This window comes from Acinetobacter oleivorans DR1 (assembly GCF_000196795.1).
GTDB classification, from domain to species: domain Bacteria; phylum Pseudomonadota; class Gammaproteobacteria; order Pseudomonadales; family Moraxellaceae; genus Acinetobacter; species Acinetobacter oleivorans.
Window position 1 is genome coordinate 1,375,639 of the sequence record NC_014259.1, and the last position, 25,309, is coordinate 1,400,947.

General features: G+C 39.2%; 21 protein-coding genes and 1 pseudogene. 9 read left to right on the forward strand and 13 right to left on the reverse strand.

What is annotated here, in order from left to right:
* Positions 1–3: 3 nt before the first annotated feature.
* The 4 genes from cyoB to ppsA all read right to left on the reverse strand — a co-directional run bounded on the left by cyoB (position 4) and on the right by ppsA (position 6,557).
* Complete coding sequence (gene cyoB, locus AOLE_RS06465) at positions 4–1,995, reverse strand: cytochrome o ubiquinol oxidase subunit I (RefSeq protein ID WP_013197335.1); 1,992 nt, start codon at positions 1,993–1,995, stop codon at positions 4–6.
* 3 nt (positions 1,996–1,998) lie between these two features.
* Complete coding sequence (gene cyoA / locus AOLE_RS06470; protein WP_013197336.1) at positions 1,999–3,033, reverse strand: ubiquinol oxidase subunit II; 1,035 nt, start codon at positions 3,031–3,033, stop codon at positions 1,999–2,001.
* A gap of 316 nt (positions 3,034–3,349) precedes the next feature.
* Positions 3,350–4,105 carry an RDD family protein gene (locus tag AOLE_RS06475; RefSeq protein WP_013197337.1) on the reverse strand — a complete coding sequence of 252 codons (756 nt, stop codon included), beginning with the start codon at positions 4,103–4,105 and terminating at the stop codon, positions 3,350–3,352.
* A 64-nt stretch (positions 4,106–4,169) separates the two neighbouring features.
* The gene (gene ppsA / locus AOLE_RS06480; protein WP_171056848.1) at positions 4,170–6,557 is read right to left on the reverse strand and encodes a phosphoenolpyruvate synthase; all 2,388 of its coding nucleotides are present in this window, start codon (positions 6,555–6,557) and stop codon (positions 4,170–4,172) included.
* Between the two features lie 147 nt (positions 6,558–6,704).
* Here ppsA and ppsR point away from each other — a divergent pair, with 147 nt between their 5' ends.
* The 5 genes from ppsR (at position 6,705) to pgaD (ending at position 13,893) form a co-directional block, all read left to right on the forward strand.
* Complete coding sequence (ppsR, locus tag AOLE_RS06485; RefSeq protein ID WP_004791471.1) at positions 6,705–7,541, forward strand: posphoenolpyruvate synthetase regulatory kinase/phosphorylase PpsR; 837 nt, start codon at positions 6,705–6,707, stop codon at positions 7,539–7,541.
* A 385-nt stretch (positions 7,542–7,926) separates the two neighbouring features.
* Positions 7,927–10,365, forward strand: a complete 2,439-nt coding sequence (gene pgaA / locus AOLE_RS06490) for a poly-beta-1,6 N-acetyl-D-glucosamine export porin PgaA (protein WP_013197338.1) — start codon at positions 7,927–7,929, stop codon at positions 10,363–10,365.
* On the forward strand, positions 10,365–12,191 hold the full coding sequence (gene pgaB, locus AOLE_RS06495) for a poly-beta-1,6-N-acetyl-D-glucosamine N-deacetylase PgaB (protein ID WP_013197339.1): 1,827 nt from the start codon (positions 10,365–10,367) through the stop codon (positions 12,189–12,191). The genes pgaA and pgaB overlap by 1 nt, the downstream gene beginning before the upstream one ends.
* Entirely contained in the window at positions 12,191–13,438 is a 1,248-nt protein-coding gene (gene pgaC / locus AOLE_RS06500) for a poly-beta-1,6-N-acetyl-D-glucosamine synthase (RefSeq protein ID WP_004791476.1), read from the forward strand. The genes pgaB and pgaC overlap by 1 nt, the downstream gene beginning before the upstream one ends.
* Positions 13,435–13,893 carry a poly-beta-1,6-N-acetyl-D-glucosamine biosynthesis protein PgaD gene (gene pgaD, locus AOLE_RS06505; protein WP_013197340.1) on the forward strand — a complete coding sequence of 153 codons (459 nt, stop codon included), beginning with the start codon at positions 13,435–13,437 and terminating at the stop codon, positions 13,891–13,893. Before pgaC ends, pgaD begins: the two co-directional genes overlap by 4 nt.
* Before the next feature lie 38 nt (positions 13,894–13,931).
* Here the strand turns inward: pgaD and AOLE_RS06510 are convergent, their stop codons facing one another.
* The 5 genes and pseudogenes from AOLE_RS06510 to AOLE_RS20260 form a co-directional block, all read right to left on the reverse strand.
* Positions 13,932–14,495, reverse strand: a complete 564-nt coding sequence (locus AOLE_RS06510) for an NAD(P)/FAD-dependent oxidoreductase (RefSeq protein ID WP_013197341.1) — start codon at positions 14,493–14,495, stop codon at positions 13,932–13,934.
* 147 nt (positions 14,496–14,642) lie between these two features.
* Positions 14,643–15,647: an LLM class flavin-dependent oxidoreductase gene (locus tag AOLE_RS06515; RefSeq protein ID WP_013197342.1), complete on the reverse strand. Its 1,005-nt coding sequence runs from the start codon at positions 15,645–15,647 to the stop codon at positions 14,643–14,645.
* Between the two features lie 133 nt (positions 15,648–15,780).
* Positions 15,781–16,296 carry a hypothetical protein gene (locus AOLE_RS06520; RefSeq protein WP_005306723.1) on the reverse strand — a complete coding sequence of 172 codons (516 nt, stop codon included), beginning with the start codon at positions 16,294–16,296 and terminating at the stop codon, positions 15,781–15,783.
* A gap of 236 nt (positions 16,297–16,532) precedes the next feature.
* Positions 16,533–16,952: a glycine zipper domain-containing protein gene (locus AOLE_RS06525; protein ID WP_005306721.1), complete on the reverse strand. Its 420-nt coding sequence runs from the start codon at positions 16,950–16,952 to the stop codon at positions 16,533–16,535.
* Positions 16,953–17,148: 196 nt separating this feature from the next.
* Positions 17,149–17,253: pseudogene (locus AOLE_RS20260) on the reverse strand (LysR family transcriptional regulator); the annotation flags it as partial.
* A gap of 181 nt (positions 17,254–17,434) precedes the next feature.
* On the opposite strand from AOLE_RS20260, the gene prfA reads away from it, so the two are divergent.
* Both prfA and prmC read left to right on the forward strand, forming a co-directional pair.
* Positions 17,435–18,523 (forward strand): peptide chain release factor 1, encoded by a 1,089-nt coding sequence (prfA, locus tag AOLE_RS06530; RefSeq protein ID WP_005306718.1) that lies wholly within the window; start codon positions 17,435–17,437, stop codon positions 18,521–18,523.
* Positions 18,523–19,338 (forward strand): peptide chain release factor N(5)-glutamine methyltransferase, encoded by an 816-nt coding sequence (gene prmC, locus AOLE_RS06535; RefSeq protein ID WP_013197343.1) that lies wholly within the window; start codon positions 18,523–18,525, stop codon positions 19,336–19,338. The genes prfA and prmC overlap by 1 nt, the downstream gene beginning before the upstream one ends.
* 2 nt (positions 19,339–19,340) lie before the next feature.
* Here prmC and AOLE_RS06540 read toward each other — a convergent pair whose 3' ends face one another.
* The 3 genes from AOLE_RS06540 to AOLE_RS06550 all read right to left on the reverse strand — a co-directional run bounded on the left by AOLE_RS06540 (position 19,341) and on the right by AOLE_RS06550 (position 22,429).
* Entirely contained in the window at positions 19,341–20,180 is an 840-nt protein-coding gene (locus AOLE_RS06540) for an ABC transporter permease (protein WP_013197344.1), read from the reverse strand.
* A 3-nt stretch (positions 20,181–20,183) separates the two neighbouring features.
* The gene (locus AOLE_RS06545) at positions 20,184–21,158 is read right to left on the reverse strand and encodes an aliphatic sulfonate ABC transporter substrate-binding protein (protein ID WP_013197345.1); all 975 of its coding nucleotides are present in this window, start codon (positions 21,156–21,158) and stop codon (positions 20,184–20,186) included.
* Between the two features lie 242 nt (positions 21,159–21,400).
* Complete coding sequence (locus AOLE_RS06550; RefSeq protein WP_013197346.1) at positions 21,401–22,429, reverse strand: AraC family transcriptional regulator; 1,029 nt, start codon at positions 22,427–22,429, stop codon at positions 21,401–21,403.
* A 169-nt stretch (positions 22,430–22,598) separates the two neighbouring features.
* Here AOLE_RS06550 and AOLE_RS06555 point away from each other — a divergent pair, with 169 nt between their 5' ends.
* Entirely contained in the window at positions 22,599–23,369 is a 771-nt protein-coding gene (locus AOLE_RS06555; RefSeq protein ID WP_013197347.1) for a 3-hydroxyacyl-CoA dehydrogenase, read from the forward strand.
* 19 nt (positions 23,370–23,388) lie between these two features.
* A complete protein-coding gene (locus tag AOLE_RS06560) occupies positions 23,389–24,525 on the forward strand; it encodes an acyl-CoA dehydrogenase family protein (protein ID WP_013197348.1) in 1,137 nt (378 codons plus the stop codon).
* A gap of 139 nt (positions 24,526–24,664) precedes the next feature.
* Here AOLE_RS06560 and AOLE_RS06565 read toward each other — a convergent pair whose 3' ends face one another.
* Positions 24,665–25,243 (reverse strand): flavin reductase family protein, encoded by a 579-nt coding sequence (locus tag AOLE_RS06565; RefSeq protein ID WP_013197349.1) that lies wholly within the window; start codon positions 25,241–25,243, stop codon positions 24,665–24,667.
* Positions 25,244–25,309 lie beyond the last annotated feature (66 nt).

A 25,309-nucleotide genomic window follows, 5' to 3' on the forward strand; every position in this document is an offset into this window, starting at 1 on the left:
TCCTTAGTCCTTCTTCAAGTGTTTTTCAAGTAAAGCATAGCGTTCGTTTTCAATACGCTCAACTTCAGCAGCAGGAACGTAGTAATCAACATTCTTAGTGAATGAGCTTACGATCAAGCTAATAACAGCTGAAACGAATGAAACAACAACGAGCCACCAAATATGCCAGATGAGTGCAAAGCCAAGAAGAGTAATGAACATTGCAATGACAAAACCAGCAGCACGATCAGTCGGCATGTGGATGTCTTCATATTTAGTGTTACGTGCGTATGCTACACCATTTTCTTTGTCAGTCCAGAAACGGTCAATACCGCTTGCATCTGGTTCATGCGCAAAGTTATAGAACGGAGCAGGGGAAGAAGTCGCCCATTCAAGCGTACGTGCATCCCATGGATCGCCCGTAAGGTCCATGTTATCTTTGCGTTGTAAGAAACCAACAATGATTTGCATTAAGAAACATGCAATACCAATCGCAACGAGAACAGCACCAAATAATGCAATTGCAAGGTAAGGGTCCCATTCTGGGTTGTCATATGTATTCAAACGACGAGTCATACCCATGAAACCAAGGATATAAAGTGGCATGAATGCAAAATAGAAACCGAAGAACCAGAACCAGAACGCAGCTTTACCCCATGCTTCATTGAGCTTCCAACCAAACATTTTTGGCCAATAGTAAATGATGCCGGCAAACATACCAAACACCACACCACCGATAATTACGTTATGGAAGTGAGCGATCAAGAATAATGAGTTGTGTACAAGGAAGTCCGCAGGTGGAACAGCCATAAGTACACCAGTTAAACCACCGATACCAAATGTAATAAGGAAGCCAAGCGTCCATAACATTGGAGTAGTAAAGGTGATGCGACCTTTATACATAGTGAATAACCAAGAGAAGATTTTCACACCAGTAGGAATCGCAATAACCATGGTCATGATACCGAAGAACGCGTTAACGTTCGCACCAGCACCCATGGTAAAGAAGTGGTGAAGCCATACAACGAACGCAAGAACTGTAATCGCGATAGTTGCATACACCATAGACTTGTAACCGAACAACGCTTTACGAGAGAAGGTTGCAACGATTTCTGAGTATAGACCAAATGCTGGTAATACTAAGATATATACCTCAGGGTGACCCCATGTCCAGATCAAGTTCACATAAAGCATTGGGCTACCGCCAAGCTCATTTGTGAAGAAATGGAAGCCGAAGTAACGGTCTAGAGTTAACATTGCAAGTGTACCTGTTAATACAGGGAACGATGCAATGATTAATACAGCCGTACAAAGTGAAGTCCACGTAAAAATAGGCATATCCATTAATTTCATGCCAGGTGCACGCATTTTGATGATGGTAACGAAGAAGTTAACACCAGATAAAAGCGTACCTAGACCAGAAACCTGAAGTGCCCAGATATAGTAGTCAACACCTACACCAGGAGAATATTGAATGCCAGACAGAGGAGGGTAAGCCATCCAACCAGTCGCAGCAAATTCACCTAATACAAGTGAAAGCATCATCAAACCAGCAGCACCAGCGAATAACCAGAAGCTTAAAGAGTTCAATAATGGGAATGCAACGTCACGAGCACCAATCTGTAATGGTACAGAGATGTTCATCATACCAACAACAAGACCCATTGCTACGAAGAAGATCATGATTACACCGTGTGCGGTGAAGATCTGGTCGTAATGGTCTGGATGTAGATAACCTTCGCCGCCGCCTTTAGCGAGGAAAAGTTGTAGACGCATCATAATTGCATCGGCGAAACCACGCAAAAGCATGACCACAGATACAAGAATGTACATGATACCAATTTTTTTATGGTCTACCGTAATAAACCACTCATTCCACAAGTATCCCCATTTTTTGAAATAGGTGATACCGCCAAGCACAACAATTGCACCAAGTGCCATAAGGACCATGGTGACAAGCACGATTGGCTCTGTCGGGATAGAGTCCCAACCCAGTTTACCAAAAATCATATCCATGTCTTATTCCCCTTGAGCAGCGTGTTCAGCTGTTGCATGCGCAGCAGAGTGGTCAACACCATGATAGTTACTCATATAATGGTTGATAATTGTTTCAAACAATTGTGGTTCAACTGAAGAGTAATAAGTCACAGGGTGTGGCTTAGTCGGGAACGGTTTCATAGCTTCAGCTTTAGCAAGCGCTTCTTGATCACCAGCAGCTTTAGCACGATTTACTAAATGCTCGATCTGGTGCTTAGAACGGTCACCATCACGTAAGGTTGCTAATTCAGCTTGGTCAAGCGTAGTTTTTTGAACTGCTTCTGGGTTAATAGTAGAACCATTACCCGCTTTTACAGCTGCTACCCATTCGTTGAACTGTTGCTCTGTAACACTATGCGCCTTGAAACGCATTTGAGAGAAACCGTAACCTGAGTAGTTAGAAGAGAAACCACGATATATGCCAGTTTCATTTGCTAACAAATGAAGGTGAGTTTGCATACCTGCCATTGCATAAATCTGGCCGCCTAACTGTGGAATGAAGAAAGAGTTCATTGTAAAGTTAGAGGTGATTTTAAAGCTTAACGGAGTTTTTTCAGGGAAACGTACTTCGTTAACAGTTGCAATGTTTTGTTCAGGATAAATGAAGATCCACTTAAACTGTTCTGCAACAACTTGAATAGTTAAAGGAGCTTTATCTGATTCTAAAGGACGGTATGGGTCATACTTGTGGGAACCCCACCAAGTTAACCAAGCTAAAATACCAATAATAATGACAGGGATACCCCATACTACAACTTCAATTGTAGTTGAGTGTGCCCATGTAGGTTTATAGTCTGCATCTTTATTTGACGCGCGATATTTCCAACCAAACCATAATGCCATGATGATTGAAGGAATCACCACAAGTAACATTAAATAGATCGCAGTCATCATAAGGTCACTTTGACCTTGACCAACTGGACCTTTAGAGTTTAGAAGTACCATATCACCACCACACCCAGTCAAAAGTGCGGCAAGCGTTGATAAAGACAATACAGCTAAAATCGTTTGTCTCATTTTACAACCTCGGTGAAGAGTCCCATTCCCTAATTAAATATGGGATAGCGATTAAAGTGTCGCATGATTGAGAACGCTAATCCTTAAATTTAGACTTCTCAATTATATGACACCGCTACGTTGTAGGGCATTATGCCTCATATCGACAAACTAAGCTATACATAAAGTAGTCTGAAATAATTGTTTTAAAACCCGATTTTTTTTGTAGGGTATCGAATCAATATGGAGCTTTTATTTAAATATCAACTCTCTATAGAAAAAAGGAGGCGGGGTGCCTCCTTTTTTTTTAGACCTTAAATGAATGAGTCATTCACTATCATTTGATCACTTTTGTTCTTGCAATTTTGTCATGTAGCGCCTGTCTCTTTTGCCCTAATGCAAAAGCGTAGTCAATAATTGTACTAATAGGCATAAACAACAAGTTGAGTATGATGAAAACAACACTTCTTAATAAGAAGATGCGAGTTAAATTAACTTTACCATTGCTCTCAGCATCTACGATTTTAATTCCAACAATTTTCTTACCTATACTTTGCCCATATTTTGTTAAAAGAAAGGCTTGAATTGCAAGCATGATTACGACGTAAGCAAGCATAGAATGCCAAGCTTCAATAGGAATTAAAGTAAAAAGTTGATGTTGTAGTTCTGCTGCTTTAGTTGAAGCAACTTCAGCTGATTGCATTTGTTTTTGCAATTCAAATAATTGCTTATATTGAGATTCATTAAAGAAAAAAGAAGGAATCGCAGCTATTGGTAACCAAAGTAATAAATCAATAATTTTTGCCAAAGCACGAGATTGAATAGAGGCAAGTTCGTGAATTTTAGGTTCTACACGAATTTGACGAATAGTCTCATTAGGTGAGCTATTGGTGTTTATGACAGGTGCAGAATAACCGATAGGTTGATATACAAGTTTACCTTGGGTTAATTCTCCTAAAGCTTTCCATTCTGTCATGCCTTCATGCCAAGCTAAATCAGTTAACAAAATTTGTTGGCTAGCCAACATTTGATTTACTTGCTCTAAGGTGTAAGGCCCAGCTTGTTGATTATTACGTGCCAAGTAAATTTGCATAAATAAAAATTCTCTATTCTAAAGATGAAAAAAGACCCACGGATGGGCCTTTTTTTATAACATATTAGATTTGCTTGATTTTTTCTTCAGCAAGGAAGAACCATGTATCTAAAACTGAGTCTGGGTTAAGAGAGACAGACTCAATACCTTGTTCCATTAACCATTTTGCAAGATCTGGATGGTCTGAAGGACCTTGACCACAGATACCTACATATTTACCCGCTTTACGGCAGGCATGGATTGCCATTGAAAGAAGGGCTTTAACTGCTGCATCACGTTCATCAAATAGGTGTGAAACAATGCCAGAGTCACGGTCAAGACCGAGCGTTAACTGAGTTAAGTCATTCGAACCAATAGAGAAGCCATCAAAATGCTCTAGGAACTGTTCAGCTAACAAAGCGTTAGTTGGTAATTCACACATCATGATTACTTTTAAGCCGTTCTCACCGCGTCTCAAACCATTTTGTGCAAGTAACTCAATAACGCGTTTTGCTTCAGATACAGTACGTACAAAAGGAATCATGATTTGAATATTGGTTAAACCCATTTCATCACGAGCTTTTTTAAGTGCACGGCATTCTAATTCGAAACAGTCACGGAAATTATCAGATACATAACGGCTTGCACCACGGAAACCGAGCATCGGGTTTTCTTCTTCAGGCTCGTATAACTTACCGCCAATCAAGTTTGCATATTCATTTGATTTGAAGTCAGACATACGAACGATAACTGGCTTGTCACCGAATGCAGCAGCAAGAGTCGCAATACCTTCAACCAATTTTTCAACATAGAAATCTACTGGTGAAGCATAACCTGCCGTACGAGTTAGAACCGCAGCACGAGTTTCACGCGGTAGGCTATCAATGTTGAGTAGGGCTTTAGGATGCACGCCGATCATACGGTTAATAATGAACTCAAGACGAGCAAGACCAATACCTTCATTTGGAATTTGAGCAAAGTCAAACGCGCGGTCAGGGTTACCTACGTTCATCATAATTTTGAACGATAGCTTAGGCATAGATTCAATTGAGTTACGTTGAACTTCGAAATCTAAAGCACCTTCATAAATGAAGCCAGTGTCACCCTCAGCACAAGAAACAGTTACTTCTTGTCCATCAGTCAAGACTTCTGTTGCGTTACCACAGCCGACAATAGCAGGTACACCAAGTTCACGTGCAATAATTGCCGCGTGACATGTACGACCACCGCGGTTAGTAATAATTGCCGCAGCACGTTTCATTACCGGTTCCCAATCAGGATCGGTCATATCTGATACAAGAACGTCGCCTTCTTGAACTTTGTCCATTTCTTTAATTGAATTAATGATACGGACTTTACCAGATCCAATACGTTGACCAATTGAACGGCCTTCACAAAGAACAGTACCTCTTTGTTTAAGAAGGTAGCGCTCCATTGTGCCTACATTTTGACGGCTTTTTACTGTTTCAGGGCGAGCTTGAACAATATAAATTTGACCATCATCGCCATCTTTTGCCCATTCGATATCCATTGGCGCACCGTAGTGCTGCTCAATAATAAGCGCTTGTTTAGCTAGCTCTTGTAACTCATGATCATTTAAAGCAAATTGTTGGCGCTCTTGTTTCTCAACATCAACAACGACAACTGATTTACCAGCAGAACCTTCCTCACCATAAATCATTTTCTGGTGTTTTGAACCAAGGTTACGGCGTAAAACTGAATGTCTACCAGCATTTAATAATGGTTTAGATAAGTAAAATTCGTCTGGGTTAACGGCACCCTGTACAACCATTTCACCTAAACCATAAGATGCTGTAATAAATACAACGTCGCGAAAACCAGACTCAGTATCAAGTGTAAACATTACACCCGCAGCGCCAGTTTCAGAGCGAACCATACGCTGAACGCCTGCAGAAAGAGCAACTACGTCATGGTCAAAACCTTGGTGTACACGGTAAGAAATTGCACGGTCATTATATAAAGAAGCGAATACTTCTTTAATCGCAATAAGAACGTTATCAATACCGCGAATATTTAAGAAAGTTTCTTGCTGACCCGCGAACGAAGCATCTGGTAAATCTTCAGCAGTTGCAGATGAACGAACGGCAACCGCGATTTCTGGGTTGCCGTTAGAAAGTGTTGTAAAAGCGGCGCGAATTTCTTGTTCTAGGTTTGCAGTGAGTGGAGTCTCTACAATCCATTGACGAATTTTAGCACCTGTTTCTGCAAGGGCATTTACGTCATCAACATTGAGTTGAGCAAGTTCTGCTTGAATTCGAGCGTTAAGACCGCTTTGATCTAAGAACTCACGATAGGCATCAGCAGTAGTTGCAAAACCGCCTGGTACCGATACACCAGCATTTGATAAATGGCTGATCATTTCACCCAAAGATGAGTTTTTCCCACCTACGAGTTCGACATCGTGTTTCCCTAATTTTTCTAGACCGATTACGCGCGCTTCCAAAGTTTTCACTCCACTTTTGCAGTATTAATGTCTATCTTGGCATGAAATTATAAAAATAAAGTGCTTAGTTGAGAATTATACTAAGCGACAGTCATGTAAGATCAGTTTACTATAAAGATTATATAGCACTAAGACAAATGTTTAAGGAGAATTTTAATGTCAGAAAGTAAACAGTTTAGACGGAGCGTTTTTTTTATTTCTGATGGAACTGCAATTACTGCCGAGACTCTTGGACATTCGTTATTAGCACAATTTCCCAATGTTGATTTTGATATTCATATCATGCCGTATATTACAACTGAAGAGGCGGCAATGGATGTTGTGATTGAAATTAATAGATGTCAAACCAAAGATGGTTGTCTACCTTTAGTCTTTGATACTTTAGTTGATCCACACGTACGAGAAATCATTAATACTGCTAAAGCAGTTAATCTTGATGTGTTTGAAGGTTTAATCAGTAAATTGGAACAAGAGTTAGGTACGCCACCTACGACATTAGTTGGGCAGACACATGCCGTAACCGATTCTGAATCTTATAAAGCTCGTATTGATGCTGTTCATTTTGCGCTTGATAATGATGACGGAGCGCGTACTCGTCATTATGATAAAGCGGATTTAATCTTAATTGGCGTCTCTCGTTCGGGTAAAACACCAACTTCTATTTACTTATCTCTTCAATTTGGTATCCGTGTTGCAAACTATCCTTTAACAGAAGAAGATTTGGATGATAACCGTTTGCCAGCAGTACTAAGACCGCATCGCAGTAAATTGTTTGGTTTAATGATTGATGCTGAGCGATTAGTTGCGATTCGTAGTGAACGTAAAGCGAATAGTCGTTATGCAAGTTTTAGCCAATGCCAAATGGAACTCAGAGCAATTGAAGGAATCTATATTTCAGAAGGGATTAAATATTTAAATGTGACTGAAATGTCTATTGAAGAAATTTCAACGCGCGTTTTACAAATGACAGGATTAAAACGTCGTATTGGTTAATTTAATCAAATCTTTATTTTAACCATTCAAATTTTTTATATTAATTTATAGGTAATTTGAATGGTTTTAAATATAAAACATGAGGAAAATAAAAGTTTTAAATATAAAACAAAAAGTTATTAAAACGTTTTTATTAGTTATCAGCCTGTAACGTTTTTATAATTCAATTGTGAAATAAAATAAGAATATTGAAAAGAAATGTATATATTTGAGTAAGTTTAAAAATTCTAATTATTTAATTTTGCTAAATATTTTTAAAAGTCATGTAAAAATACATTAAATATTTAAAAATGATAAATAGGTCACATTATTTTTGTGTTGTGTGATTAGTTTTTGATTTTAATTATACTTTCCCACCTCGATATGGGACTATCCGATTATCAAAATGCTAAAAAAATGTGTTTTTTCATTGGTATACATCTTACCTCTCAATTTATATGCTGCTCAAGTGGATGAATTGAGAGAGCAGGCTATTCACACCTACAAAACTGGACAAACTCACCAAGCAATATTTCAACTGGATCAATTGCTAAAAACCTATCCGCATGATCAAAAATTGCTAGCTGATTATTTAGTTGTAATGTCAAATGAAAAAAAAGATCTAGTAACTTTTTCTCAGCATTTAGCGAATATTAATTTAGTTACTTTTCCAGAATATGGACAGTTACCTTTAATACGTAATTTTCGTGATTTTAAACACTTTAAAAATGCGATTGATTGGTCGAATAAATTTAATATTCAAAAAACGCCTGATGGGCAGATTTTGTTAGCAGTTTTATATGCTGAAGCTAAAGATGTTGTAAATGCTAAAGCACAGTTAGCAAAAATTAATAGTAAAAATCTGAAGACTGATCAGCTTGTACAAATCGCCTATGCATATCGACTCATCAATTCGCCTGTAGATGCTTTATCTATAATTGAACAAGCACATAAGCAGCAGCCGAAGTCTTTTGCAGTTTTACAAGAATACAGTTTTGACTTAGCAGCTGTAGGGGCGTATAACAAGGCTCAGCAGTTATTGCTTGCTAGCGATAAAAATGCACAAACAGAATCGTTACAACACTGGCTCCAAGTCAGTGAGTTTTCTCAACGTGTGAATAACGCAATTGCTCGCTATAAATATTTAAATCGGGAAGGCATGTCCGATAGTGAAGGCTTTGCTGAACTTGATGCTGTGTTGAAGCAAGGCGAGCAAATGCAGCCTTTGATTCAACCGTCAGATCCTAATTATTTAAGATTCCATTATGACTATATATATGCGTTAGATTTCCGTGGACGTGCTCGTACGGTCCTGGATCAATTTACTAAATTAAATGTACCTTTAGAAAAACTACCTGCCTATATTCGTCATGCGATCGCTGATAGTTATTTGGCTGAAAGACAGCCGCAACAAGCTGAACTTGCTTTTAAAACCTTGCTTACTGAAAAAAACTATTCAGATATGACGGTATATACTGGACTGTATTACTCATATATTGAACAAGAAAAATATAAACAAGCTGAACAACTTTTAAGTGATGTTGATCGGCTAATTCCTACGTATAAATATAGTCAAGCCAAAGGGGTAGATAAATCAAGCCATCCTGATCGTGATGATTATATTGCTTTACAAGGTATGCATTTAGCTTATGCAAATCATTTGGATCAATCTGAAAAACACTTCCAGAAACAAGTAGATCTTGCACCTGCCAACGAAGGTTTAATTAATAATTTGGCTCGTGTTGAGCGCTGGAGAGATAAACCTTTACAGTCTAAACAAACAATTGCTCGTTTAAATGGTTTAACACCAGTTGCCAAAGATACTCGAATTAACCAGATGCAAAATGCTCAGGCTTTAGGGGATATTCCTGAGTGGCGCAAAAGCACAGAAACTCTTTTGCAATATTATCCTGAAGATAGCGGCGTAGTTAAAAGTCGAAAAGAGTTGGATGATCGTGATAGAGCAACCATCTCGCACTCAACGACTTGGGGGCAGAGTAAAGCAGAGAATAGCGATTCTGTGAGTGGGCAAAATGGTTTAAAAGACCGCGAAATGGAAACTCGTCTTAATAGCCCGTGGATTAAAGATAATTATCGTCTATTTGCTTGGCATCAAGACCGTTTCGGAGAATATCGTTTTGGTGATGTGCATGACCAACGTTATGGCGTCGGTGCTGAGTGGCAAGCGAACCGTAAGGCATTGTCGGCAATTTTTTCGCAAAGTACGGATGGTGGACAAGCAGGAGTTCGTCTTGATTGGTCGCAATGGTTAAACGATCACTGGCAATATCAATTGCAATATGACAGTCAAGCTAATATTCCATTGCAGGCAATTGACGCTGGTGAGGATGGGCAGGCTTACCGTGCCGCTTTGACATGGCAAAAAGATGAGTCGCGTCAAATTGGGGCGAGTTATGGCTTAACCGATATAAGTGATGGTAATAAACAACAAGAATTTTCTACTTTTTGGCGCGAGCGATTATTTGATGCGCCTCACCATATTACCTACGGAACCGTTCGTGGGTTTTATGGTAGCAATAGCCAAGATCAGACAGCTTACTTTAGCCCAAGCAATCACTACAGTGCTGAGTTGAATTTAAGTCATGACTGGGTCACTTGGCGAGAATACGAACGCTCATTTAAACAGCATTTTGAAGCTGGTGTCGGGCTTTATAAACAAGCAGATTACTCAGCTCGACCAACATATTCTTTGCAATATCAACATCAATGGCAGCTCTCACGGACTTGGCAACTTAATTATGGAATTGGTTGGCAATACCATCCATACGATGGTCATGATGAACAACATACCTACGGTATTTTCGGATTTGAAGGGCGTTTTTAATGAATAATATGAAGTCAAAAATGTTGAGCTGTGTGTTTGCTTCAACATTATTACCCGTACAATTTTCTCATGCCCGCATTGAAACTGAACTACCAAAAAATCATACGGTTTCTTTAACTTTTCATGATGTGCGAGATGACGTACTAAAGGAAGGCGACCGTGATGTTTATGCGATTCAGACCAATAATCTGGCGCAATTTCTTGATTGGCTCAGTCAGTCTGATTGGAAACCGATTCGTCTGAAAGATATTGAAGAGGCTCGTAAGCAAGCTAAAGAATTACCTCATAACTCTATTCTACTTACCTTCGATGATGGTGCTTTGAGTAGTTATAGCCGAGTATTTCCTTTACTTAAGCAATATAAAATTCCAGCAGTTTTTGCTCTTCCAACCAGTTGGTTAAATGGCAATACTCAGGCAGGTTATGAAGCTTATGGGCAGGGTAACTTGGTGAACTGGGCTCAAGTTCGTGAAATGCAAGTATCGGGCTTAGCCGAGTTTGCAAGCCATAGTGATGATTTACATCATGGTGTATTGGCAAATCCTCAAGGTAATGAGCAACCGGCTGCAACTTCTTATTCTTATTTAAAATCGCAATCACGTTATGAAACCGATGCGGAATATCAACAACGTATTTTGCAGGATTTGAAAAAATCCTACGCCGTTTTGAAAAAAGAAGTCGGTGTTAATCCGAAAGCAATTATTTGGCCTTATGGCGCTGTGAATGAGCAACTGGAAAAACTAGCACAGCAAGCAGGCTTTGAGTTTTCTTTCAGTTTGGGTCGTGATGGTATGAATCGTGTGAATGATTCAACTTTTAAGCGTAGCTTGGTTATAGGTAACCCTACAGCTGAACAGCTCACCGAAGGTATGTTAAATATTCTGAATTTCGAAGAGTCAGATTTATTTAAGCAACCTCGTCATTTTGTGAGTATGGATTTAAAGCAATTAGCAGCTCAACAAAATGCTCAGACCGATGAAAAACTAGGGCAGTTGTTATCAAAACTATATAGCCTAAAAAACAATGCTCTAATCTTAAAGCCTTTGGAAGATAAAAACGGAGATGGGCAATATGATGTTGCTTATTTCCCTACAAATAAAATGCCAGTTCAACAAGATATTTTAAACCGTAGTTTATGGCAGGCTCAAACTCGGGCAGGTCAATCGGTAATATTAGAGTTGCCAGCTTATCCTCAAAAAGATAAGCCATTTTTAACAGTAGATTTGGCTAAAGATATAGCACGCTTTAACAGTAATTTAAGCGGTGTTCAGCTCAATGCAGGAACAGCTTTAAACTGTGCAATGCAAAAAATAACAGTGCAAGAAAACAGTTGTATTGAGCAATCAAAACAGCTCGAACAACTGACCCAATTGAATAAAAAAGCGGTCAAACCTTATTTAAATATGAGTAATCAGGCGCAGTTTAGTTTATTGCTTACACCTGATTTAGATCATGTGGAAAATCTACCTGAGCTGATAAAAACGCTTTTATTACAACATGATTTAGTCAATTTGAAGTTCGATGTGATTGGCAAGAAAAAGCAATTTAATGAGTTGTTAATGCTTTTAAATACACTTGATGAAAATGATAAGCAAAGAATAATGCTGACTTTAGAATTACCAGAAAACTCGCAAAAAACGGCTTGGGAAGAAGTACAGCAAGGACTTTTTTCGATTCAGCGAGTCGGAATCCAGAAATTCGGTATCGATGGCTATGACTTTGAAAAATCAAAAGATGTTCATCAATATTTATATAATCCGATTAGTCTGAATGCTAGTCCTGTGATGTATCAGCCTTTTGCTGAATTGGTAGAGGGGAAAAAGTAATGAGAGTATTACTTGATATTCTATTTGCTTTTGCCTTTTTATATCCCTTACTGATGGCTTGGACATGGATGGTAGGAGGACTTTGGTTCTTCTTTAAAAGAGAATACCGTGAACAAGCACTTCCTGAACCGACCAGCGAAGGATGCAGTATCATTATTCCGTGTTTTAACGAAGAAGCTCAAGTACGCCAAACAATTCGTTATGCACTGCAAACCAAATATCCTAATTTTGAAGTGATCGCCGTTAATGATGGAAGTAGTGACAGGACAGCTGAAATTCTAGATGAATTGTCAGCGCAAGACTCACGACTTCGGGTTGTGCACTTAGCAGAAAATCAGGGTAAGGCCGTAGCTTTAAGATCGGGCGTATTGGTTAGTAAATACGAATATCTTGTTTGTATCGATGGTGATGCATTGTTACATCCGCATGCGGTACTTTGGTTAATGCAGCCATTTATTAACTTCCCGCGAATTGGTGCTGTAACGGGGAACCCACGAATTTTAAACCGATCTAGTATTTTAGGAAAATTACAGGTTGGTGAGTTTTCTTCGATTATTGGTTTGATCAAGCGTGCACAGCGTACATATGGTCGTATTTTTACAGTATCGGGTGTGATTGCAGCATTTCGTAAAACAGCACTCGTTCGAGTCGGTTTTTGGTCAGACGATAAAATTACCGAAGATATTGATATTTCATGGAAACTACAGCTTGACCATTGGGATATTCAGTATATTCCACAAGCGCTTTGTTATATCTATATGCCTGAGACATTTAAAGGGTTATGGAAGCAACGCCTTCGTTGGGCTCAAGGTGGGGTAGAGGTTCTTATAGAATATATTCCACAAATGTTCAAACTGCGTGTCCGCAGAATGTGGCCTGTCATGATCGAGGCGCTAGTCAGTATTATCTGGTCTTATGTGATGATTCTGATTTTTACGCTATTTTTTGTCGGATTATTTATTGAGTTGCCTCAGCAATGGCAGATCAAAACGCTTATGCCACAGTGGTATGGTGTAATACTCGGTGGCACATGTTTAATCCAGTTTTTGGTTAGTCTGTGGATTGATCAACGCTATGATCGTAGCCGCTTCTTTAGAAATTATTTTTGGGTCATTTGGTATCCGTTATTTTTCTGGCTACTGACTTTGTTTACAAGTGTTGTTGCAGTACCAAAGACTTTATTTAACACTAAAAAACGTGCCCGCTGGGTAAGTCCAGACCGAGGCTTCCGTGGAGATAACCCATGAAACCAGAGGAAAATAAAGATATCGAAACCTTAGATATCCCTGAATATATTGACCAGCCAGAATACGTCAAGAATAAAACGGCAAACTACACATTACAAACCATTGGTTGGTTTTGTTTGATGTGGTTATTGTTTCCACTGGTTTCTCTGTTTTTATGGGTTTTTGAAGGACATTTAATTTATGATTATGTCTGGGTTGACCATATATCAGAAGTTAAGACCTTATTACATTTAGCATTACTCATTGGAATTAGCGCGCTCATTTTAATTTTATGGGCGAGTTATAACTGGATCAGGTTTAGTGGTGAGGACCGAAGAGCTAAGGCTCCTAATAGTTCTGTTGAACTGTTAGCTGCTCAATTTTCGGTTAGTTCCGAGATTTTAAGTGAATTGCAAAAGAAACAACGTGTCATTTTGCATTACGATGATCATGGGAATTTGCAAAAGTATGAGTAAATAAAAAAGCATGGCTTAAAAACCATGCTTTTTTATTTTTATGCGGTTGCTCTAATAATGATATCAACAGGTTGTTCTATGCCGTCCATACTATGAATTGACTTATGGTTGACTTTAACAATGGGCCAAGTTTGTAATTTACAGTTGGATTTTTGGAGTGCTGCATAATAACTATCAGATTTAAAAAATACCTTTTTAGCCGTTGCCATATTGGGGGTTAAAAGGCGCTTAAGCCATGTTTCACTCACCTGAGTATCAAGAAAACGTAAGGCCAAAAGACTTTTTACTCGATTGTTAAATAATCTCCGGTTTTTGATAATGAGAGGATGGGTAATTAACTTATTTGTGCCCATTTGACTATGAGGCAAAATAAAGTGAGGTGTGATTTGAAATACGGTCACAAATTTTGCTTGTTGACAGATTTTTTCAAGATGGGTCACGGTATCTTGATTTGTACCAATAATCGCGACAGATGAATGTGAAAAATCAAATTCTTTAATTGAGGTTGATGAAATCACTTGACCAGTAAAGTCTTCAAAATCTTGAGAGGTATTTTGAAAAATTGCTGATTTTGAAGTGTTATTTTTAATATTAATACTCATTTTTCCAAAAGTCCTTTTGGTTTTTAAATCATGATGTTTTTATCGTTTTAATATAAATAACCAAGCAGGAAGTCGGGGTAAAGTCTTTTCAGATAGATGGTCATCCCATACTCGAAATCAATTCAAGTATGGGAATGTGAAGGGAGTTTAAAGTTCTGTTTTTACGTTCATTAGTTGTGCAAAGCTTTCTAAACGTTTAGCGGTATCGTATACATCGCATGTGAAAATAAATTCATCAACATCGTATGTCGCTAAAAGTTTTTGTAAACCAGAGCGAACTGTATCTACAGAACCAATTTGTGCCATTGCATAGAAGTTCTCAACAGAAAGCTGTTCTGCTGTATTCCATAATCCCTGCATTGATTCAACCGGTGGTTTAAGCTTTAAACTTTCGCCACGAATTAAACCTAATACACGTTGGTACGCACTCGTTGCTAAGAACTGGGCTTCCTCATCTGTATCTGCCACAACTACAGGCACACCCATTGAAACATAAGGTTTATCTAAGTACTCAGAAGGCTCAAAGTTCTCTCGATAGAGCTGAATTGCTTGACCTAACATACGTGGGGCAAAGTGAGAGGCAAATGAGTAGGGAAGTCCAAGTTTTGCCGCCAGTTGTGCACTAAAAAGGCTAGACCCAAGTAACCAAACAGGAACATGAGTATTTTGCCCTGGCGTTGCAATAATCTTTTGTCCCGCCTGAGGGGCGTCAAAATACTTTAAGATTTCGACAACATCTCTTGGAAACTGATCTTCTGTTTCTTGATGACCACGACGTAAAGCTCGCATGGTAAGTTGATCTGTACCAGGAGCACGTCCTAACCCAAGTTCAATACGGTTTGGATATAACGTAGCAAGTGTTCCAAATTGTTCTGCGACAACTAAAGGAGCATGGTTCGGAAGCATAATGCCACCGGAACCTAAACGAATATGCTGTGTATGTGCTGCAATAAAACCGAGTAAGACCGCTGTAGCAGAACTCGCAATTCCATCCATGTTGTGATGTTCTGCAAGCCAGAAACGTTCATAACCTAATGTCTCTGCATGTTGTGCTAACTCTAATGCATGACGTAACGAAAATTCGATGGTTTTATCATTACGAATGGGGGCAAGTTCCAAAATTGAAAACTTGGTATCTTGAAGTGATCGCATGCGATATTCTCGAATAGGGGTATATCGAAATACTACGATATATGAGGGTTAATGTATATCGTTTTTTTTCGATATTAACTTTTACCTCTTAATAAAAAAGCACCCGAAGGTGCTCTTTTGATTCATATGTGTATTAGCGGTTTTTGTACCAGCCGCGGTGTAAACCATTGTCATGACGGCGATGATGGCCACCTTTACTATAGTAACGACGGTCACCATCGTCATATCTACGATCATCTCGATCATAGCGGCTACCACGATCATATCGATCATCGTAGTTACGATCTTCAGAAACTTTACGACCTAGCGCTGAACCACCCGCAGCACCTACCGCAGCACCGATGTAACCACCGTTGGTACCGCCCATATTTTTACCGACGGTATAACCAGCACCACCACCTAAAGCACCACCAATGGCAGCTTCGGTACGATTTCGACGGTCACTCGCTGCCGCTGCACCACCAGCACCACCTAAAGCAGCGCCAATTGTTGCGCCTGTTGTGCCACCCATGCTTTTACCAATTGCTGTACCAACAACACTACCTAACGCAGAGGTTGCAGCAACACGAGTACCATTATCTGCATGTGCAACTGTCACCATAGACGATGTTGCAATTAATGCGCTAGCTAACCAAATATTCATTTTCATCTTGCAGCTCCATGTCCTTTTACTGAGAAGGACAGTATTTTTATCTTGAGATAAATGTAATAAAAAATTTCGTGATAATTATGGAGAACCCCAAAGGAGATACGTTAGTTTTGTGTCTGTTTGTATGGTTTCTATTAATTTATGGATAAATGCTGAGCAAGTAAGAGGTTATGAATATTTATTGATCCTAATAAAAAAGCACCCGAAGGTGCTTAGAGTCGTTTCATCAAATTTGATTAGTGATGACGACGGTGTTTTTTCTTCCAATGTTTAGAAGATCGATCATAATCGCGGTCTTTAGAAATTTTATTACCTAAAGCAGAACCACCCGCAGCACCTAAAGCAGCACCGATGTATCCACCGTTTGTACCACCCATGCTTTTACCAACAGTATAGCCAGCACCACCACCTAAACCACCGCCAATTGCAGATTCTGTACGGTGACGACGGTCACTTGCAACTGCTGCACCACCAGCACCACCTAAAGCAGCACCAATTGTTGCGCCAGATGTACCACCCATGCTTTTACCAATTGCAGTACCAGCAACACTACCTAAAGCAGAAGCAGCTGCTACATGTGTTGTGTTGTCAGCATGCGCTACAGTAACCATAGAAGTTGCTAAAACAGCACTACATAACCAAGCATTTAATTTCATTTTCTACTCCGTGTCCTTAGCAGCAGGACGCTATATCTTTTGTTACGGCAAATGTAACAAAACACGTTTCTCAAAATATGGAGAACCATCAATTCATTATTGTAGTTTAGTGTCTGGTTTGTATGTTTTCTATTAAAATAGAATATTTAATACCCATATAAATAAATATGAGTCTCATTTAATTTTAATGAGTTAATTACTCGCGATCTGAACAGAGAAAATTGATCAAAGCTCTTGTCGCAGAAGACTTATGTTTATGCTGTGCATACAATAAAGAGAAGGGGCGTGATTGACCTGCAAATCTCATCTGAAATCATTACATTGATAAGTCGCTATTTACAGTGAAAGTTGATGAATTGGCTGATTATATATGTCATTTAAGCGGCATAATCTGTAAACTATGCGCTATTTTTACGATTTTGCTTATCTTCTATTTATATAGCATTCGATAAGCTTTTTGGACTTTTGAGATATTTCCTCTTATGAAAGCGTCACTCCGTTTACGACTTGATCAACTCTGTGATCGACATGAAGAACTTACCGCATTGCTTGCAGATGTGGAAGTCATCTCCGATAACAAACGTTTCCGTAAATTGTCTCGCGAACATAGTGATTTATCTGAAATTACCGAAGTTTGGGGCAAATACCGTCAAGCAGAAGAAGACATTGAAACTGCTGAAATGATGAAGTCTGATCCTGACTTTAAAGATATGGCAGAAGAAGAAATTCAAGCAAATAAAGATTTGCTTGTAGAGTTAGAAAGCCAGCTCAATATTTTGATGATTCCAAAAGATCCAAATGACTCTAATGCAGCTTATTTAGAAATTCGCGCTGGAACGGGTGGTGACGAGGCTGCAATTTTCTCTGGTGACTTATTCCGCATGTACAGTAAATATGCTGAGACACAAAATTGGCGTATTGAAGTACTTTCTGAAAATGAAGGTGAGCATGGTGGCTTTAAAGAAGTCATTTGCCGTGTAGATGGCGATGGTGTGTATGGCCGCTTAAAGTTTGAAAGTGGGGCGCATCGTGTACAACGTGTTCCAGCGACTGAATCACAAGGCCGTGTTCATACTTCTGCTTGTACAGTTGCAATCTTGCCTGAAATTGATGTTGATACTAACGTTGAAATTAACCCGGCAGATTTGCGTATTGATACTTACCGTGCATCTGGTGCAGGTGGTCAGCACATTAACAAAACCGATTCGGCGGTACGGATTACCCACATTCCAACAGGTACAGTAGTTGAGTGCCAAGAAGAACGTTCACAGCATAAAAACAAAGCTAAAGCGATGGCTCTTTTGGTATCACGTTTAGAAAATGCAAAACGTGCGGCAGCCGATGCAGCGACTTCTGAAATGCGCCGTGATTTAGTTGGTTCTGGTGACCGTTCTGAGCGTATCCGTACTTATAACTATCCACAAGGTCGTATGACTGACCACCGTATTAACCTAACTTTATATAAATTAGATGCAATTATGGAAGGCGATTTAACTGAATTGCTCGATAGCTTACATCGTGAATATCAAGCAGATCAGCTTGCGATGCTTGCACAGGAAAATGGCGGCTAATGAATATTGCTCAAGCGCTTGCAATTCGTGGTGAGCCTGACAGTTATGAACGACAAGAAAATGCTTGGTTACTTGAGCATTTTCTAAAAATCAATTCGCTTGAATTAAAGTTTAGACTTGAGCAAGAGTTAACTGCCCAACAAGAGCAAGACTATTTAGCTGGTCTTGAACGTATCCAAAATGGTGAGCCTTTAGCTTATGTGACGGGTTCACAGCCATTTTGGACGCTCGATTTAAAAGTAACATCTGATACTTTAGTGCCACGACCTGATACTGAAATTTTAGTTGAAACCGTTTTAAATCTAACTTTGCCAAATACTGCAAATATTGTTGATTTAGGAACGGGGACAGGTGCAATTGCGCTTGCGTTAGCGAGTGAACGTCCGGATTGGTTCGTCACAGCAACTGATATTTATGCACCTACTTTAGAAGTCGCAAAAGAAAATGCACTAGCTCATAATTTGCAACGTGTAAAATTCGCTTGTGGCGCTTGGTTTGAAGCACTAGAGCCACAAAAATTTGATTTAATTGTTTCTAATCCGCCGTATATCGATCCTGAAGATGAACACATGCAAGCTTTGGCAACAGAACCACGCCGTGCATTGGTTGCAGATCATCAGGGACTGGCTGATATTGAAATTATTATTGCTCAAGGGAAAAACTGGTTAAAACCACAAGGCTGGATTGCACTAGAGCATGGTTATGATCAGGGGCAAGCTGTTCGAAATATATTTGCTGAGCATGGTTTTAGTGAGATTAAAACCATTCAAGACTATGGCCAAAATGATCGAGTCACTTTGGCATGCTGGATTTAAAATTACTTTTGTAGTGTATCCCGCCAACGTAATAACCAGTTTTCAATAAGTTTCATTAAGGTATCGGTTACTTTACCCAATAGGGCTAATAAAATAATTGCAATGATAACAATATCTGGGCGAGAGGTTTCTCGGCCATCACTGAGTAAATAGCCAATCCCTTGAGTAGCTGCAATCAGTTCAGCTGCAATCATAAACATCCAAGATAAGCTTAAACTGTTGCGTAAACCCGTTAAAATGCCCGGAGAGGCTGCCGGTAAAATAATAGATATAATCCGCTGAAAAGCATTAAGCCGATAAACTTTTCCAACTTCAATGAGCTTTCTATCTACATTATGAATTGCTGCAACTGTATTGGTATAGGTTGGAAAAAATGCTCCAATTGCAATCAATGTAATTTTTGAACCTTCGTCAATTCCTAACCAAAGTAATAGCAGGGGGATCCATGCAAGACTTGGGATCGACTTAATTGCTGAAAAAGTTGGTTCTAAATATGCTTCTGCCTCTTTACTTAATCCCACCCAAATCGCAAAAACTAAACCTAAACCGCTTCCTATAATAAAGCCCAACAGAACACGCCATGTACTAATATAAATGTGGGCAAATAGATCGCTATGAGCTAAATCTAAAAAAGATTGCCATAAACTAGACGGTGCAGGGAGTAGGTAAGCATCGATATAGCCATTTCTGACTAAAAATTCACAAGCCCCCAAAAAGATGAGTGGAATGAGTAGCGCTTTAAACCAACGTGTAAATTTATTGTTTAAATGCTTTTTCTGCAATTTTAAAGCCTGCTGAGCTAAGAAATGATTTAGCTCAGCTTTGTTAAGTGAATCACTCATATACTATTTCACGACTTTTTGAGCAAAACGTGGGTCTAACAACTGATCAACCACTTGATTGACATTAGTACCTTTTCTAACCAAGTCTTCTTCTGTCAAAATTTTCCCAGAACGTTTTAGCGCTTGTGCTTGAGTTGCCGATGGAGTGCTTTGATCAAAGTTGGTTCGACTCAGTTGTAGCTTAGCCACAGGTAGAGGGAGTTTTGATTCTTGAGCTAAAAGTGCTGCCACTTTATCTGGATTGGCTTTTGCCCATTTTCGGGCTTGTTCGTAGGCTTTAATAACGGCTTCAACCGCTTCAGGGCTTTGCTTTGCAAAGTCTTCTTTAACACTCAGTACGCTATAACTATTAAATGCTACATTACGATAAAGTAATTTCGCGCCCGATTGAATTTGAGCTGAAGCCATTAAAGGATCAAGTCCAGCCCAAGCATCTACTTGACCGCGTTCTAATGCAGTTTTTCCATCGGGGTGCTGTAAATGAACCAGCTGTACATCGCGTTTACTCAAGCCTACAGTGTCTAGCGCTTGTAGTGTAAATAAGAATGGATCGGTTCCTTTGGTGGCTGCAATTTTCTTACCTTTTAAGTCTTTTAGGCTTTTAATTGGTGAGTCTTTTGCAACAACAAGGGCGGTCCATTCTGGTTGGCTTTGTACATACACAGTTTTAATTGGGCTACCATTTGCTCGGCTTAATACAGCTGCTAATCCAGCGGTAGAAGCAAAATCGATGCTGTTACTATTGAGATATTCTAATGAACGATTGCTGCCTTGACTAAAAACCCATTTAATTTGAGTATTTGGGAGTGCTTTCTCAAGAAGTTTTTGATCTTTGACGACTAAACTGGTTGGTGCGTAGTAAGCATAATCAAGTTTAAGTGTAGTCGGAATTGCTGCAAAAGCAGATGAAGCAAATACAAACCCCAATGTTGATGCCAACAAAGTCTTTGATAAAGAAAATTTTGATTTTAAAGACATGATAAAAATAGAACCGAAATGAAATAAGAGATTATCCTTTCACGCGTTTGATGGCTTACAAACTTAGTTATTTTGATTTGTAAATCAGATTGAAAGATAAAAGTTTAGATAGAATTATAAATCACTGTTTCTATAGTGATTATTAAGTTTTAAGTAATACACTTATCTGAAATATTGAATTTAAAAGACATAAATATCATAAGCTTAAGGTTTTATGCCTCAAGCTTCATTGAGTGTGGATTTTATTGCTTGTGTGCAGTTAAATTATCTCGATAGGCCCCTGGACTGACGCCAGTCCATTTTTTAAAGGCACGGTGAAAGGCGCTAGGGTCTTGGAAGCTTAAATTTTCACTAATATCTTGAATTGAATCATTCGTTTTACTTAAACGTTCAACGGCAATATCACATCGGATTTCATTTTTAATTTGTTGATAACTGACTCCTTCATGTTTGAGGCGGCGCTGAATGGTGGCTTCTGAAATATTGAGTTGTTTTGCAACATCTTTGAGTTCGGGCCATTGGGCGGGGTGGAGTTTCAATAAATGACGACGAATAAGAACGCTTAAGGCGTTTTCATTTTTAAAGCGAACTAAAAGATTTTGTGGAGTTTGTTCTAAAAAATCATAAAGCGCTTTTTTATCTTTTTTAATTTTAATATCTAAATAGTGAGCATCGAATTCAACTCGATTTATCTCGGCATTAAATTGAATATCTTCACCAAAACGTACGAGATAATCCTGAATATCGTTCGGTTTAGGACAACGTACTCTAATACTATTTAAGCCAATTCGTTGGTCTACTAACCAACACATAAGTCCGTGTACTAATATTAAAAAGGTTGCATAGGTAAACATACGTTTAGGTTGTTCACGATCATGAATCACCAAATAAGCTTTTTCTTGATCTCGTATTAATTCTCCGCGCATGTCATCTAAAACAAAGTTAAAAAACTTCAAAATATCGTGGAGTGCCTTTTCTAAAGTTTCGGCTGTACTGACAAGTTTAGTCAATAATTTATAGCTGCCACGACGCATAGGATGCCTATCCATACCAAAAAACTCATCGTTCATGGTGTTAGCAAGCTCTATCCATAATTGGGCATATGTCGTAACAGGCACACGAGCCTTTGGGGACATCAGCAATTCAGCGGGAATGCCTGCTTTATTTAGAATTATTTGTGTATTTAGGCCTTTGGCATAAGCCGCACTCAGTGCTTCATGTACTAGTGCAATCGAAATTGTGCCTTTACTTAAAGAAGATTGGACAACCATGTCAAAGACTCATATTTTCTTCATATATTTCAAGTGAAATATTTCATATTTAAAATTTGGATTGATCAAAAGCTGCAAGCATTTTGAGGCTTTTTGAAATTGTATCGGAAAACAACAACTTTTACTCTCACAACTAAAGTTAAAGAACATTTCTATAGGATCGTAAATAATGAAAATTCAAGGGAAACATTTCGTGATTACAGGTGGTGGCTCTGGTTTAGGGGCTGCTACAGCTGAGTATTTAGTCCAGCAAGGTGCTTCAGTTACCTTGGTCGACATGAATGTAGATGCAGGCGAGCAGCAAGTAAAACAATTAGGGGGAAAAGCTGACTTCGTAAAACTAGATGTAACCGATGAAACTGCTGCTGAACAGTTCTTTAAAGATGTGTTAGTAAAACATGGCAGCTTGCATGGTTTAGTTAACTGTGCGGGTATTGGCCCTTCTGCAAAAGTGGTTGGACGTGAAGGTGTTCATGATTTAGCGTTATTTTCAAAAACACTGCAAATTAATGTCACAGGTACATTTAATATGCTGCGCTTTGCAGCAGATGCAATGAGTAAAAATACGGTTGAAGAAGGTGAAGAGGATCGTGGAGTGATTGTAAACACTGCTTCTGTTGCTGCATTTGATGGTCAAATTGGTCAGGCTGCGTATTCAGCATCTAAAGGCGCTATTGTGGCGATGACTTTGCCGATTGCTCGTGAGCTTGCGCGCCATGGCATTCGCATTATGACCATTGCACCGGGAATTATGGAAACGCCAATGCTTAAGGGCATGCCACAAAATGTGCAAGATGCTTTGGGACAAATGGTGCCATATCCATCTCGTTTAGGAAAACCCGAAGAATTTGCTCGTTTAGTTGGGCATATTGCTGAAAACTCTTACTTAAATGGTGAAGTCATCCGTCTAGATGGTGCAATTCGTATGGCAGCAAAATAATAAAAATAAGGATATTTAAATGATCTTAAATGCTGAACAAAGTATGGTTCAGGAGATGATGCGTAATTACTCGCAAAATCAGTTAAAATCAACAGCCGCACATCGCGATAAAACTCATGAATTTCCTGCTCAGGAATTAAAAGATTTAGGTGCACTAGGTGCTATGGGGATGACTGTTCCAAATGAATGGGGCGGTGCGGGAATGGACTATGTATCTTTGGTGCTTGCAATTGAAGAAATTGCCGCAGGTGATGGCGCTATTTCGACCATCGTAAGCGTACAAAACTCATTGGTTTGCGGTATTACGCTCGCGTACGGTTCAGAACAGCAAAAACAAACCTATTTGCCAAAATTTGCATCTGGTGAATGGCTAGGATGTTTTTGTTTAACTGAACCTCATGTCGGTTCTGATGCGAGCGCGATTTTATGTAAAGCCGAGCGAGATGGTGACCATTGGGTTTTAAATGGCGTAAAACAATTTATTACCAGCGGTAAAAACGCCCAAGTGGCTTTGGTATTTGCGGTCACAGATAAACAAGCTGGCAAAAAAGGCATTTCGTGTTTTCTTGTGCCGACCAATACACAAGGTTACTTGGTGACTCGAATTGAAGACAAAATGGGCCAACATGCTTCGGACACCGCAACCATTACTCTCGAAAACTGCCGGATTCCTTTAGAAAATTTGGTGGGTCAAGAAGGTGAAGGTTATAAAATTGCATTATCTAATTTGGCAGCTGGACGTATTGGAATTGCTGCTCAATCTGTTGGAATGGCAAGAGCGGCTTTTGATGCAGCGGTGCAATATGCAAATGAGCGTAAAGCTTTTGGAGTCGAATTAGTTCAGCATCAGGCGGTTGGTTTCCGTTTAGCCGATATGGCGACCCAGATTGAAGCTGCGCATCAGTTGGTTTTGCATGCTGCAACTTTAAAAGACGCGGGGCTGCCTTGTTTAAAAGAAGCCTCGATGGCAAAGCTATTTGCATCAACAATGGCTGAGCGAGTTTGTTCAGATGCGATCCAGATTCATGGTGGCTATGGCTATGTCAGTGACTTCCCAGTTGAGAGAATTTATCGTGATGTTCGTGTAAGCCAGATTTATGAAGGCGCTTCTGATATTCAACGTTTGGTGATTGCTCGTGAAGTTGCTCAAGTTTAAATATGAAATTTTAAAAAATAGTCACTGACTGCAAAAGACCGCAATTATTATGCGGTCTTTTGCCATTGAGCAGAGATTTTCTAGGTTGAATTCGATTCAATACACTTCAAAAATTTAAATGAAACTCGCTTTTTGATGATTAAAGCTGAGCTTTGACTTCTTCACCAATTAAATAAAAGATTCCTCCAGCAATATAATGCAGGCTTCGAAGTTCTTTCGGTGCATCTTGAAAATGCCAGTGCCCATCTCTAAAAACGCGGCTATCTGCCCATGCACCCACAACAGAACCAATGAATAAATCATGAGCTGACTGATTATGGGGTTCTGGAATAAGTTTACAGACAAGCCATGCAATGCAACCTGATACAAGCGGGCTAGTAAGACCTTCTTGATAAAATAGTTCAACACCACAATACTCAAGTTTTTGTGGATCATCCAACTTACTAATGGTTCCAAGTTGATGAGTCAGATCAAGCTGTGCATAGCAAGGAACTTGTAGTGTGAAATAGCCACTTTGCTCAACGAGCTGTCGGGTTTTAGTACTTTTATCAAGAACCACGGACACTTTGGCTGGTTTGAACTCTAAGGCACATGCCCAAGCGGCAGCCATCACATTGCGGTCATCACCATGTTGTGCAGAAACAAGCACAGTTGGACCATGATTTAATAAACGATAAGCTTTTTCTAACTCTACAGGTGCAATATATGATTGCGTCATATTTAGCCTAAGTAATAAAGAAAATAGATATTTCTATTGTTGCAGAAAGCTTGATAGATGCAATGT